At 69.0% G+C, this 13,349-nt stretch carries 12 protein-coding genes and 1 tRNA gene; 5 read left to right on the forward strand and 8 right to left on the reverse strand.

Annotated elements, in window-relative coordinates:
- Positions 1-48: 48 nt before the first annotated feature.
- Entirely contained in the window at positions 49-846 is a 798-nt protein-coding gene (locus tag BKA16_RS21590) for a peptidoglycan DD-metalloendopeptidase family protein (RefSeq protein ID WP_183372603.1), read from the forward strand.
- 28 nt (positions 847-874) lie between these two features.
- Here the strand turns inward: BKA16_RS21590 and BKA16_RS21595 are convergent, their stop codons facing one another.
- Together BKA16_RS21595 and BKA16_RS21600 are read right to left on the reverse strand one after the other, a co-directional pair.
- Positions 875-3,373: a UvrD-helicase domain-containing protein gene (locus BKA16_RS21595; protein ID WP_183372604.1), complete on the reverse strand. Its 2,499-nt coding sequence runs from the start codon at positions 3,371-3,373 to the stop codon at positions 875-877.
- 71 nt (positions 3,374-3,444) lie between these two features.
- Positions 3,445-5,274: a hypothetical protein gene (locus BKA16_RS21600; RefSeq protein WP_183372605.1), complete on the reverse strand. Its 1,830-nt coding sequence runs from the start codon at positions 5,272-5,274 to the stop codon at positions 3,445-3,447.
- Positions 5,275-5,355: 81 nt separating this feature from the next.
- Between BKA16_RS21600 and BKA16_RS21605 the strand changes: the two genes are divergently transcribed.
- Positions 5,356-5,679: a chorismate mutase gene (locus BKA16_RS21605; RefSeq protein WP_382427746.1), complete on the forward strand. Its 324-nt coding sequence runs from the start codon at positions 5,356-5,358 to the stop codon at positions 5,677-5,679.
- A 9-nt stretch (positions 5,680-5,688) separates the two neighbouring features.
- Here the strand turns inward: BKA16_RS21605 and pgi are convergent, their stop codons facing one another.
- On the reverse strand, positions 5,689-7,371 hold the full coding sequence (pgi, locus tag BKA16_RS21610; protein WP_183372607.1) for a glucose-6-phosphate isomerase: 1,683 nt from the start codon (positions 7,369-7,371) through the stop codon (positions 5,689-5,691).
- A 44-nt stretch (positions 7,372-7,415) separates the two neighbouring features.
- Positions 7,416-8,156 carry an SDR family oxidoreductase gene (locus BKA16_RS21615; RefSeq protein WP_183372608.1) on the reverse strand — a complete coding sequence of 247 codons (741 nt, stop codon included), beginning with the start codon at positions 8,154-8,156 and terminating at the stop codon, positions 7,416-7,418.
- A gap of 188 nt (positions 8,157-8,344) precedes the next feature.
- Between BKA16_RS21615 and BKA16_RS21620 the strand changes: the two genes are divergently transcribed.
- Positions 8,345-9,556: a glycoside hydrolase family 183 protein gene (locus BKA16_RS21620; protein ID WP_183372609.1), complete on the forward strand. Its 1,212-nt coding sequence runs from the start codon at positions 8,345-8,347 to the stop codon at positions 9,554-9,556.
- A 9-nt stretch (positions 9,557-9,565) separates the two neighbouring features.
- Here the strand turns inward: BKA16_RS21620 and BKA16_RS21625 are convergent, their stop codons facing one another.
- Positions 9,566-10,453 carry an Fpg/Nei family DNA glycosylase gene (locus BKA16_RS21625; RefSeq protein ID WP_183372610.1) on the reverse strand — a complete coding sequence of 296 codons (888 nt, stop codon included), beginning with the start codon at positions 10,451-10,453 and terminating at the stop codon, positions 9,566-9,568.
- A 61-nt stretch (positions 10,454-10,514) separates the two neighbouring features.
- On the opposite strand from BKA16_RS21625, the gene BKA16_RS21630 reads away from it, so the two are divergent.
- Positions 10,515-11,252: a 3'(2'),5'-bisphosphate nucleotidase CysQ gene (locus tag BKA16_RS21630; protein ID WP_183372611.1), complete on the forward strand. Its 738-nt coding sequence runs from the start codon at positions 10,515-10,517 to the stop codon at positions 11,250-11,252.
- Positions 11,253-11,417: 165 nt separating this feature from the next.
- Here BKA16_RS21630 and cobF read toward each other — a convergent pair whose 3' ends face one another.
- A complete protein-coding gene (gene cobF / locus BKA16_RS21635) occupies positions 11,418-12,167 on the reverse strand; it encodes a precorrin-6A synthase (deacetylating) (protein ID WP_183373233.1) in 750 nt (249 codons plus the stop codon).
- 5 nt (positions 12,168-12,172) lie between these two features.
- Positions 12,173-12,997 (reverse strand): SDR family oxidoreductase, encoded by an 825-nt coding sequence (locus BKA16_RS21640; protein ID WP_183372612.1) that lies wholly within the window; start codon positions 12,995-12,997, stop codon positions 12,173-12,175.
- Between BKA16_RS21640 and BKA16_RS24120 the strand changes: the two genes are divergently transcribed.
- Positions 12,996-13,118 carry a hypothetical protein gene (locus BKA16_RS24120; protein WP_281378432.1) on the forward strand — a complete coding sequence of 41 codons (123 nt, stop codon included), beginning with the start codon at positions 12,996-12,998 and terminating at the stop codon, positions 13,116-13,118. The genes BKA16_RS21640 and BKA16_RS24120 overlap by 2 nt on opposite strands.
- Before the next feature lie 76 nt (positions 13,119-13,194).
- On the opposite strand, the gene BKA16_RS21645 is transcribed toward BKA16_RS24120, so the two are convergent.
- Positions 13,195-13,270 (reverse strand) — tRNA-Arg (locus BKA16_RS21645).
- Positions 13,271-13,349 lie beyond the last annotated feature (79 nt).

The raw sequence follows: 13,349 nt of genomic DNA on the forward strand, positions 1-13,349 counted from the left end.
AACCGGATGCGATGACGAGGTGACGAGACGGTGGCGGTAGACGGCGCTATGTGTACGGAGGGATCCCCCTCCTCGACCGTCGCCGCATCGCAGCCCGCGTCCACCGGACGGCACCGGATCCCGGTCCCCTCCTCCAAGCTCAAGGCCCGCACCGCTCTTGTCGCGATCGCCGCGGGCGCCGGAGCCATCGCTGCGGGGACCGGCGTCGAGCACGCCAACGTCGCCGAGCCCGCCCCCGAGCCCCAGGCCCAGGCCGCGTCGCCCACCGTCGCCCTGGCCGCCTCGGGAACCGAGAGCGATCTGGGCCCGGGCGTCGTCGAGTCGACGCCGGACGCCGATATGAGCGTCTACGGCGATCAACTGACGCAGGGCACCAAGATCGCCAAGCAGAAGGCGGCGGCCGAAGCCGCCGCGCGCAAGCCGCTCGTCGTCAGCCCGATCCCGCTCGGCGTCTACGACCTGACGTCGGCGTTCGCGCCGCGCTGGGGCACCTTCCACGGTGGCATCGACATGGCGGCTCCGCTGGGCACGCCGATCCACGCCGCGACCGACGGTGTCGTCGTCCAGGCCGGTCCGGCGTCGGGCTTCGGCAACTGGGTGCAGATCAAGGCGCCCGACGGCACCATCACGATGTACGGCCACATGGCCAGCTCCGGCGTCAAGGTCAGCAAGGGCGACAAGGTGACCGCGGGCGACGTCATCGCGCTCGTGGGCAGCGAGGGCTTCTCCACCGGACCGCATCTGCACTTCGAGAAGTGGGTCCTGGTGGGCGGCAAGTACATGAAGATGGATCCCGCCATCTGGCTCGCCAAAGAGGGAATCCGCCTGTCGGCGCTGCACGGCTGATCGCGGACCGGCCGAACACCGCGTCCTCTTACAGTTTCTCCCCGGGCAGTCCGCCCGCGGTCATCAGCGTCACGCGTCCCACGTTGCCGCCGAAGTCGAAGGTGATCCGTTCGGTGATACCGGTCCCCTCCTTGGCCACGGCCTTGCCCATCCCGAACTTCGGGTGGTTCATGCGGTCGCCGATCTCGTAGTGCACGGTCTTGTTTCGCGCGCGTGACGGGTCGGGAGCGCCGAACGAGGTACGACGGCTCGATCCGCCGAATCCCGATCCACCCGACGAGTAGCCGAACGCTCCGCCGGACGATTCACGTGGTGCCCGACGCGGTTCGGTTCGGCGCCAGTCGATCAGGTGCTGCGGAATCTCTTGGAGGAAGCGCGACTCCGGGTTCGACACCGGCTGCCCCCACGACGCGCGCGACATCGCGCGCGTCAGGTACAGCCGCTGCCGCGCGCGGGTGATGCCGACGTAGGCCAGGCGGCGTTCCTCGCTGAGTTCGTTCGGGTCGCCGAGGGCTCGCATGTGCGGGAAGTGCCCGTCCTCCCAGCCGGTGACGAACACGACCGGGAACTCGAGTCCCTTCGCGGTGTGCAGCGTCATCATGGTGATGACGCCCTCGCCTTCGTCGGGCACCTGATCGGCGTCGGCCACCAGCGAGACCTTCTCCAGGAAGGCGGCGAGCGATCCCGGCTCGGGTTCGCCCTCCTCCGTCGGAACGGGAGCTTCGAGGTCGACGTCGTCGGAGGCCTGTGCGGCCTCGAGGCTGAAGTCCCGGGCGACGGCGACCAACTCGTTGATGTTGTCCAGCCGCGCACCGTCCTGCGGATCGTTCGACGCCTCGAGTTCGGCGCGATAACCGGAGCGGTCGATGATCGCGTCGACCAGGTCGCCGATGTCGGCGCCCTCGGTGGTCGCATCGGCGACAGCGGAGTCGGCCTCGTCGCCGCCCACCGCGCCGAACGACATCAGATAGTCGCTGCGCAGCCCCTCGATGAGGTCGACGAAGCCGGTGATCTGCTTCACCGCGCGTGTGTTCAACAGCGCGACACGCCCCTCGGTGGCGTCGATGAGCGCCTGGTAGAAGCTGACTCCCAGGTTCTCCGAGTGCACGGCGACGCAGGCCTCGGCGCGGTCGCCGATGCCTCGGCGCGGGGTGTTGAGGATGCGGCGCAGGCTCACCTGATCGTCCGGGTTGGCCACCACGCGCAGATAGGCCACGATGTCGCGGACCTCCTTGCGCTCGTAGAACTTGGTGCCGCCGACCACCTTGTACGGCAGACCGTGCCGCACGAACACCTCTTCGAGCGCGCGGGAGCCGGTGTTGGTCCGGTAGAAGACCGCGACGTCGGCGTAGGTGTGACTGGCCGAACCGCCGATCGAGTAGTCGACGAGCTGTTCGATCTCCTTGGCGATGAACGCCGCCTCGTCGCGGTCGGAGTCGGCGACGTAACCGGTGATGAGCTCGCCGTCGCCGGAATCGGTCCACAGTCGCTTCTCGCGGCGCCCCGTGTTGCGGGAGATCACGGCGTTGGCCGCCGACAGGATGGTCTGGGTGGAGCGGTAGTTCTGCTCCAGCAGGATCGTCTCCGCATTCGTGTAGTCCCGTTCGAACTCCTCGATGTTGCGGATCGTCGCACCGCGGAACGCGTAGATCGACTGGTCGGCGTCGCCGACCACGCACAGCTCCGACGGCGACGTCCCGCCGCCGCCGCCCTCCGCAGGCTCCTCGCCGACGAGCTCGCGCACCAGGACGTACTGGGCGTGGTTCGTGTCCTGATACTCGTCGATGAGGACGTGTCGGAAGCGTCGTCGGTAGTATTCGGCGACCTCCGGATGACGTTGCAGCAGCGACACCGTCTCGCCGATCAGATCATCGAAGTCGAAGGCGTTGGCCGCGGCGAGGCGCCGCTGGTATTCGCCGTAGATCTCGGCGACGGTCAGCGCCGTCGGATCACCCTCGGCGGCCGTGTCGGTCCCGCCCGACCGCGCGGCCGCGGCCGCCTCCTCCGGATCGACCAGTTCGTTCTTGTGATTCGAGATCTGCGTGCCGACACCTCGCGGGGAGAACTTCTTCGGGTCCAGACCGAGGTCGCGGATCACCATGCCGAGCAGCCGCCGCGAGTCGTCGGCGTCGTAGATCGAGAAGTTCGAGTTCCGGTCGCCCAGCAGACCGGACTGGGCGCGCAGGATCCGCACGCACGTCGAATGGAAGGTCGACACCCACATGTAGGCGGCGCGGGGACCGACGAGATCGATGACGCGTTCGCGCATCTCGGCAGCGGCCTTGTTCGTGAACGTGATGGCCAGGATCTGCCCCGGTGTCACGTCCCGCTCGGCGAGCAGGAAGGCGATCCGGCGGGTCAGCACCGCGGTCTTTCCCGAACCGGCGCCCGCGACGATCAGCAGCGGGGCACCCTGGTGGACCACCGCCGCTCGCTGTTGCGGGTTCAGCCCGTCGATCAGTTCGCGCCCACGGTCGCTCAGGTCCGCGTCGCCGTGGCCGGTTTGAGAAAGATTCACAGAGTTCATCGCCTAGCCAGGCTACCCGCGAGGTCCGACAGTCCCGACTCTCGACCCGGCCCGTGCGCCGTCGTCCACTGTCAGGGCGCCAGGCCCGCCATCACCGGCGTTCCGACCCTGCCCTCGCCGGTGTGCAGACGCAGACCGGGCGTGACAGGGCGGATCTGCAGGGCGTCGCCGTGGCCGATCAGCTGCGCGTAGACGAAGTGCAGACCCGACGTCACCGGAACGCGCAGCGGCGCACCGCCCTCGAGCCGGAGTTCGATCTCACCGTCGCGGTCCGCGCAGTAACTCAACTGGACGGTCCATTGGATCTCGATGAGCGGACCGTCGAGCGGCAACCGCTGCGTACCGGTGATCCCCGGTCGGCGGCACGATCCGGCGCTCTCGGAGATCGTCCGATCGCGCGTCACAGCGCCGGGCACGGCCTTGCCGTTGGGATCCAGGACGACCAGATCGTCGGTGTGGGAACCGAAGTCCGGCCGCTCCGGCAGCCGCGCGAAGATACGGCTGATCTGGTTGTTCGGATAGGCCACCGGGAGCAAGACCTCGAGCGGAACCGCCTGGTCGAACATCGTACGGCCCGCGTTGTCCTTCATCGACTGCTTCGCGTTGGCCAGATAGTCGGCGGTCGGGTCGTCGCGCCACGAGGTCGAGAACGCGCTCACCGAGACCATCGACGAGACGAGCACCAGCACTCCGACGACGGCGGCCACCGCGACCGGGCGACGATCCGACCGTTCCGGAGCCAAATGCGCTCCGGCGGCGCGCGGAGCCGCGGCGATGAACGCGAAGGCGATCGTCAGGACCAGAGCGGTGTCGGGCAGATAGCGCAGGGTCTGGGCTAGTTCGAGGGCGGTGTTCTCACTCGATCGCGTCCACATGACCGGGATCTGCGCGGCGACCGCGTAGATCGCCGCACACAGCCAGATCACGGCGACGCCGCGTCGCGCACGCACCGTGACGACGACGAGGGCCGCGAGCACCACCCAGCCGACGACGATCATCCACGTCGGCGCGAATCCCATCGGCGGCGACGGCACCCAGCGCTCCCAGTCCCACGGACCGCCCACCAACGACGGAACGATCGCGTTGTTGACGCTGCGCCACACGAGATGGGCCGTCTGGGACATCGAGTGCGCTCCGGAGGTGGCCGTCGTCGTCGCGGAGAACAGAACCGCCCACGCGATGAAGACGACGCCCAGGACCACCCACAGCGTGCGAGCCCGGGTGAATGCGAGGGTCAACGCGGACGTCCGATAGTCGACCGGTTCGGCGAACTGCCCGGTCGGGCGCGGTGTGCGGACGGCCAACAGCGCGGCGACGAACGCGACCGGCGCGATCACCAGCGATTTCTCGAAGAACAGCAGCGCGACGACGAAGGCGACGCCGGATCCGATCAGCAGCCGCCGAGCCCGCGCGCCGGTCGCATCGCCCCGCGCCAGCAGAACGGCGTTGCCCACGACATAGGCCATCGCCGCCTGCAGCGGCAGGGTGTTGAGGCCTGCCGACCACCAGGCGTAGGCGGTGACCGTCATCGGCACGAACAGGTAGAAGCCCAGGGCCGCGACCGCGCCGAGTCCGGCGCGCGGGGCGATGATGCGGATCATCCGCCACACCGCGAGCGAGGCGAGCGCCTGCAGCACCACCAGCGTCGCCGCCGGCAGCCACCACTGCACCGGAGCGATCGCCGTCGTCACCCCGGCCACCAGGAACGCGCCGGGCATCAGGTGCCCGTCGTGACTGTGTCCGAGGTAGTCCCACGACAGGATCGGATACGACGACGCCCGCGAGACGAGGATCAGATCGTCCCAGTAGAAGTTGCCTCGCGCGACGAGCCACGCGCGCACGACGAGTTGCGCGACGAGCAGCACGGCGGCGACTGCGGTGATCTTGCGTGCCTGGAGCATCCCGACATTGTCGCGCACGAGTCCGGCGGCGACGGAGCCCCACGCCGGTCTCGCACCACCGCGCGCGGCCGACGTGGCAAAATCCTAGACGTGAGTGAGTCGACCGACCCGGCGGACCGGGACCTGGGAATCGAGAACCTGAGCGCGGATGTCGCGGACCTGCCCGACGACATCGACACGCTGCGCCTGGAGATCGACCGGATGGACGCGCTCATCCTGGCCGCCGTTCAACGACGCAGCGCCGTGTCGAAGAAGATCGGCGCGTACCGGATGGCCACCGGCGGCCCGCGCCTGGTGCACAGCCGTGAGGTCAAGGTCCTCGACCGCTTCTCGGCACTCGGCTCCGAGGGCCACACCCTCGCCATGCTCCTGCTTCGTCTGGGACGCGGTCCGCTGGGTCGCTAGACCCGTCCGCTATCGGCCTCGCTGCGCGCGGTACCAGCGGACCAGCGCCTCGGTGGACGAGTCGTGTCCGTCGGCGGGCGGCTCGTCGTCGGTGATGACACCGACCAGTTCGCCCGCCTTCGCCTTGCCGAGTTCGACACCCCACTGATCGAACGGATCGATGCCCCAGATCATCGCCTTCACGAAGGTGATGTGCTCGTAGAGTGCGATCAGCTGACCGAGGACCGACGGAGTGAGAGCCGGTGCGAGGATCGACGTCGACGGTCGGTTGCCGGGCATCACCTTGTGCGGCACGCGGCCGGCGGGCACCCCCTCGGCGGCGATGTCATCGGCGGTCTTTCCGAACGCCAGCACCTCGGTCTGGGCGAAGAAGTTCGCCATCAGGACGTCGTGCATCGAGGTGCCGTCGGACATGTCGAGATCGTCGGTTGGCCGGGCGAACCCGATGAAGTCGGCGGGCACCAGCCAGGTCCCCTGGTGCAGCAGCTGATAGAACGCGTGTTGGCCGTTGGTCCCCGGTTCACCCCAGTAGACGGTGCCGGTGGTCGTGGTCATCGGGCGTCCGACGGCGGTGACCGACTTGCCGTTCGACTCCATCGTCAACTGCTGCAGGTACGCCGGGAACCGTGCCATGTCTTCCGCGTACGGCAGCACCGCCTGACTCTGCGCCCCGAAGAAGTTCGAGTACCAGATGCCGATCATCGCGAGCAGAACCGGAGCGTTCCGTTCGAGCGGCGCCGTCGTGAAGTGTTCGTCGACGGCGCGGAATCCGGCGAGGAACTCGGCGAAGCCGTCCCGTCCGATCGCGATCATCAGACTCAGACCGATCGCCGAGTCGACCGAGTAGCGTCCGCCGACCCATCCCCAGAAGCCGAACATGTTGTCGGTGTCGATGCCGAACTTCGCGACCTCGTCGGCGTTGGTGCTGACGGCGACGAAGTGCTTGGCGACCACCTCGGGAGCATCGCCGGTCACGCCGAGGCCGTCGAGGAGCCAGCGGCGGGCGGCGATCGCGTTGGTGATGGTCTCCAGCGTGGTGAACGTCTTCGACGCGACCACGACGAGCGTGGTCGCCGGATCGAGCTCGTCGAGCGTCGAGAGGACGTCCACCGGATCGATGTTCGAGACGAAGTGGCAGCGGAGACCGTCGCGCCGATAGTGGCGCAGCGCCTCGTAGGCCATCGCGGGTCCGAGATCGCTGCCGCCGATGCCGATGTTGACGACGTCGGTGATCGCCTCGCCGGTGTGGCCGACCCACTCGCCGCTGCGGACCCGGTCGCTGAAGTCGCCCATCGCGTCGAGGACGGCGTGCACCTCGGCGACGACGTCCTGTCCGTCGACCACGAGCTCCGCCTCGCGCGGCAGCCGCAGCGCGATGTGCAGGGCGGCACGGTCCTCCGAGGTGTTCAGGTGTCGGCCGGCGAACATCGCGTCGCGCTCGTCCTCGAGGCCTGCCTCCCGGGCCAGGCTCATCAGGAGTTCCAGGGTCTCCCCGGTGACCAGGTTCTTCGAATAGTCGATGTGCAGATCGCCCGCGTCCACCACGAGCGACGACCCGCGGTCCGGGTCCATGGCGAACAGCTCACGCAGGTGCAGGGCGTACACGTGCGAGTAGTGCGCGGCGAGCGCATGCCATGACACGGTCGCCGTGATGTCGTAGTCGTCGCGCCCATCGTCTCCAGAGCCCAGCATGGCTCAACCATATGTCGTCGCAGCGGGATTCGCCCGTCCGATCGTCACACCATGCGCGCGGTGATCGCATCGGGCAGATGCCGCAACGCCCACGAGATCGGCGTCCACGGCCAGCCCGGTACGGCGGCTCGCGCGGGTTCGGCCTCGATGGCCTTCACCATCGCCGCGACGCCCGCATCCGTATCGGTCATCATGGACGTCTTGACGCCGCGGTTGATATCGGTCTCGATGTAGCCGGGCAGCAGCACGGTGACGGCGATCGGACTGCCCGCGAGTTCGGCCTGCAGTCCCTGTCCGAGCGTGGCCAGCCCCGCCTTCGACGCGGAGTACGCGGCCTGAGCCTTCGGGAGACCGCGCACCGCACTCATCGAACTGACCAGCACCAGGTGACCGCTGTTCTGCGCACGGAAGATCTCCAGAGCCGCCTCGATCTGGGCGAGCGCGCCGACCAGATTGGTCTGGACGGTCTCGATATTGGCCGCCGCCTTCCCCGTGCCGATCGGGGCGCCCTTGCCCAGCCCCGCGTTGACGATCACCCGATCGACGCCGCCGAGGCGGTCGGCGAGATCGCCGAACACGCCCGGAACCGCATCGACGTCGGTCACGTCGAGCCCGGCGACGGCCACCGTCGGGGCGGTCGGCGCGAGCTCTGCGGCCAGCGCTTCGAGCCGGTCGACACGGCGGGCGGTGAGTCCGAGGCTGCGGCCACGAGCGGCGAACTCCCGCGCCATCCCCTCCCCCAGACCGGAACTGGCGCCGCTGATGATGATCTTCTCGCGCGTCATGTCCGCCGAATCTACCGGCCGACCGACTGTCGCGGAACCGCTGTCCGCGGCGGACGCCCGTTCCACGGCATTCGTTCTCCAGCAGCGTCATCGGATCGTGATGGGCGATGTTCGCCGACTCTCTTCGCAGGAGTCGACGTCCCCTGTACAAAGGATGAAGACCATGTATCCCCGTCAGAGGACTGACGATGCGCCGATCTGTTCGAACCATCACGACCCTCGCGGTCGGGGCGGCACTGACCGCCGCGACGCTGACCGCGGTGGCCCCCGCCCCGCGGGCCGCCGCCACCGGTGCGTGCAGCAATTCCGGCACCGGGATTCCGCTGCCGTTCGATTTCGGGTCGCTCGGCTTCCCGCGCGGCGGTGCCGCACAGGGACCGCAGAAGCCGCTGCCGCACTTCGACAACGGCCGCACGCGCACCGTCTCCTGGGTCACCGGTCCGCGCAGCCACAACCAGACCTTCGGCCGTTTCGGGATCTCCGGGACCGACGTTGGCGTCGCCTGGGACAACGGGCGCGGACAGACGCTGATGGCGTTCGGCGACACCTTCGGCAACTGCCTACGGCAGGACCGCGGCTGGCGCAACAACACGCTGTTGCGCACCACCGACCGGAATCTCGCCGACGGGCTCACGCTCTCGCGCACCGGATACGCGGGGCCGATGTTCGGAGCCGTCGGATTCAGCGGCATCGAGAAGACCAAGATTCCGACGGCGGGCATCTCGATCGGCGGCAAGCAGTACGTGAACTACATGTCGGTCCGGGCCTGGGGTCCGCCGAGCCGCTGGGACACCAACTATTCGGCGACGGCGGTCTCCTCCGACAACGGTCGCACCTGGTTCACACCGCAGAGCACGATCCGGGTGAACGTGGGCGTCGACGCCGCGCTGCCCGCGGGCTGGCCGTCGGTGAACCACGTGAATCCGCTGTTCCAGCAGAGCGCCTATGTCGAAGGCCGGGGTGCGGACGCCGGCTGGATCTACCAGTACGGCACCCCGAACGGGCGGTTCGGTTCGGCGCACATCGCCCGGTTCCGCCCCGGTGACATCCTCGATCCGAGCAGGTACCAGTACTGGACGGGCACCAGGTGGGGCGGACCAGCGTCGAACCCGGCGCCGATCGTACGGCGGCCGGTGACCGAACTGTCGGTGGCGTTCAGCCCGGTGCTGAACAAGTACGTGATGCTCGACAGCCCGAACGGCGTGCTCATGCGCACCGCGAGCCGTCCGCAGGGTCCGTGGAGCCACGCGCGACGCATCGCCCCGGCGAGCCTGGAGCTGTACGCACCGATGATGCTCCCGTCGTCGCCCGCGCTGCGCGGCACCGGCCCCGAGCTGTATTTCAACGCCAGCCGGTGGGACGACTACAACGTCGCCCTTATCCAGACCAGGGTGCGGTAGCCGGGAGCTCTACTTCAGCAGCCGCGACATGCGACGGTCGGCGAGGATCTTGCCACCGGTCTGACAGGTCGGACAGTACTGGAACGAGCGGTCGGCGTAGGAGACCTCGCGGACGGTGTCGCCGCACACCGGGCACGGCAGTCCCGTCCGGGCGTGCACTCGCAGACCGGTCCGCTTCTCGGACTTCATGGTCGCGACCTCGCGGTCGGTCAGTCGTGACGTCGCCTCGATCAGAACCGCCCGCATCGTCGCGTACAGCGCGTCCACGTGCTCGTCGGACAGGGTCTTGGCAGAGGCGAACGGCGACAGCCGCGCGGTGTGCAGGATCTCGTCCGAGTAGGCGTTGCCGACGCCGCTGAGCGTGCGCTGGTCGGTCAGAACCGTCTTGAGCCGCGACGTGGTCCCGGCCAGGATCGCGCCGAAGTCCTCGCGAGAGACGGCCAGTGCGTCCGGGCCGAGAGTCGCGATGCGTTCGACGTCGGAGGTCTCCCGGACGATCCACGCCGCGAGACGCTTCTGGGTGCCCGCCTCGGTCACGTCGAAGCCCTCACCGGGCAGACCGCAGTGCACGCGCAGCGCGATCGGACTCCTACCGCCGGGACGTGGCGGGGTCGGCGACAGCGCGCCGCTCCACCGCACCCAACCCGCGCGCGAGAGGTGGATCACCAGGTCGATCTCGCCGTCGTCGGTGGAGTCGGGGCCCGCGACGGTCCGGATCACCAGGTATTTCCCGATCCGGTCGACGGCCCGCACCGTGCGCCCGGTCAGCGCGGTGTACGGCGGATCGGCGGTCTTGAGCACCGCCAATGAGGCCACGTCGACGCGTCGGATCGGCAGCCCGGCCGTGCGCTCGTCGAGGTACGCGGCGATCGCAGAGACTTCAGGAAGTTCCGGCATGGTTCCAGTGTGTACCGCCGCGCGGCGACATGGGTTGCCACCGATGTGATTTGGTAGATGGATGCCTGCACTCTCGGACGCCGATCTCGCCGCACACATCGCCGAGGGCGCGGGCGAGATCCTCAACGGCATCCGCCACCGGCGCCTGCTGGACGGTCGCATCGTCGGTGATGTGGGCGACGCCCTCGCTCAGGCGTGGATCTCGACGGTCCTGCGGGTTCATCGCCCGCACGACGCGGTGCTCTCGGAGGAGGCCGACGACGTCGGCGACCGGTCGACGGCGCGGCGCGTGTGGATCATCGATCCGCTCGACGGGACGAGCGAGTTCTCGATGGGCACCGACAACTGGGCGGTGCACGTCGCGTTGACCGTCGACGGCGCCCCCGACGCGTCCGCCGTGTCGCTGCCCGCTCGGGGCGAGGTGTTCCGCAGCGACACCGTCGACGAGGTCACCGGTCCCCTGACCCACCGATTGGCGGTGTCGCGGTACGGACACTCGTATCATTCGGCGGCTGTCGCCGACCGATTGAACATGGAATCGGTGCGCATCGGGTCCGCGGGCGCCAAGGCGATGGCCGTGGTCCGCGGCGACGCCGACGCCTATGTGCACTCCGGCGGACAGTACGAGTGGGACAACTGTGCGCCGGTGGGCGTCGCATCGGCCGCGGGACTGCACTGCAGCCGCATCGACGGACGCGAGATCGTCTACAACAATCCGCAGCCGTACATGCCCGACTTCGTCATCTGCCGCGGCGAGATCGCCGATCGGGTGCTCGACGCACTGGCAAGTCCCTGGTGACCAGCGCCCGTCGGCGATCCACTACGGAGCCGTCTCGATGTCGCGCAGCGGCGCCGAGGTCGGGCTACTCGGTCGACGCGCTCAGCGGGCGGGCCGCCGATCAGGGCGCGTCGAGTCAGTGCGACGCCGGCGGTACGGGTGCGAACGGTTCGGCGGGCCGACCGCTCAGCGCCGCTTCTGCAGCAGATAGACGTCCATGATCCAGCCCAGCCGCTCACGGGCCTCGGCGCGTCTGGCGACGATCTCGTCGGTCACGTCACCGACCCGCCCGCTCACCAGGATCTGGTGTTCGGTGCCGACGTAGGCGCCCCAGTGGACGAGGTCGTCGGGTGCGGCGGTCTCGCGGAACGCCAGCGACGAGTCGAGCATGACGAACTGATTGAGGTCCGCCCCGGCGGGCGTGTCGGACAACCGACGACCCGTGGTGGTGAACATCGGTTCGCCGATGCCGTGCGCGACGATGCCGTGCGCCGCGGTCAGCGCCGACACGCTGGTGACGCCGGGAATCACCTCGACGGTCAGGTCGCCGCGTCGTGCGGCGAGGGCGTCGGTGATGCGCAGCGTCGAGTCGTAGAGGGCCGGGTCGCCCCAGACGAGGATCGCGGCGTTCCCGCCGTCGGGCAGGTGCTCGACCAGAGCGGCGTCGATCGCATCGACCCGAGCGGCGTGCCAGCGACGGACCTCGGCCTCGTAATCGGCGGGGTTCCGGTCGCGCGGTGGATCGGCGACCGCGACGACGGCGTGGCCGGGCGCGGCGTGCGCGTCGAGCATCTGTCGGCGAGCCGCGGTCAGTTCGGCGGTGCGCTCCCCCTTGTCGAGGATCAGGAACACGTCGGTCTCGGCGATCGCGTCGACGGCTTCGAGGGTGATCTGGCGCGGGCCTCCGGGGCCGATGCCGATCACGCGGAGAGTCACCGCGGTCACGGGCGGATCCGAGCCAGCCCGTGCACACGCGCCGTCAGGTCGAGCACCAGTTGACGCGGGGCGAGTCGTTGCAGAGCGAACACGATCGGCGCGCGATTGCCGCGTGCGTACAACGGTTTCGGCTGTTCGGCGAGGGCGGCGTCGACGACGGTCTTCGCCATCGCCGTCGCCGAGATGCCCTTGTCCTCGTTGGCGCGGGTGGCGGCCGCGAGGGTCTCGTATTCGGCGCGGTAGGGCGAGTCGTCGCCGATGTGGATGGTGCGTCGGTCGCCGATGCCGGTGGCGATGGTGCCGGGTTCGACGGTCACCACGTGGACTCCGTAGGGCGCCACTTCGCGGCGCAGAGCCATCGCGTAGCCCTTGAGCGCCGCCTTGGTGGCCGCGTAGTTGGTGCGGAAAGCGACGGGAAAGCTCGCGAGCATCGATCCCACCATGACGACGGTGCCGCGTCGCCGCTGCCGCATCCCGGGCAGCACCGCCTTGGTCAGGGCGACGGGGCCGAACACGTTGACCGCGAAGAGATGCTCCACAGCGTCCATCGGGGTGTCCTCGAACGCGCCGGCCGCGCTCTCGCCCGCGTTGTTGATCAGAACGTCGACCTCGCCGACCGCGGCGACGCACTCGGCCGCCGACGAGTAGTCGGCGTTGTCCAGGCGGACATACGTGACGCCCGGGACCGGGTCCTTCACGGTGTCGGGGTTGCGGCTGGTGCCGTACACGTCGTGGCCCGCAGCCACCATCTGCCGTGCGACCTCCGCGCCGATGCCGCTGCTTGCGCCGGTCACCAGCACGGTGAGCGCGCCCGATTTCTGTGCAGTCATGGTGTACACGGTAGTGCGCGCGAGCGGCACGGCGTCGAGCACCGGCCAGTTCATCGTCAAGGACAGCACGCGCATCGCCGATGCCGAGAAACCGGTCGCCGTCGAGGTATCCGCGGCTTAGCCCGACTTTCGCGGCATTCCCGAATGCCGCGAAAGTCCCTGCCTGCCGCGGATATCTCGGCGAACGCCGCGAATCGTGGTGCTCCCGGCAGGATTCGAACCTGCGACACCCGCTTTAGGAGAGCGGTGCTCTATCCCCTGAGCTACGAGAGCGGGGACCGGCCGTCACGGCATACGACGGCGCGCAGCGCCGTCCGGTCACATCGGCAGCCTTGCTGGGGACTCGGCGGCC

This window comes from Gordonia humi (genome assembly GCF_014197435.1).
GTDB classification, from domain to species: Bacteria; Actinomycetota; Actinomycetes; order Mycobacteriales; family Mycobacteriaceae; genus Gordonia; species Gordonia humi.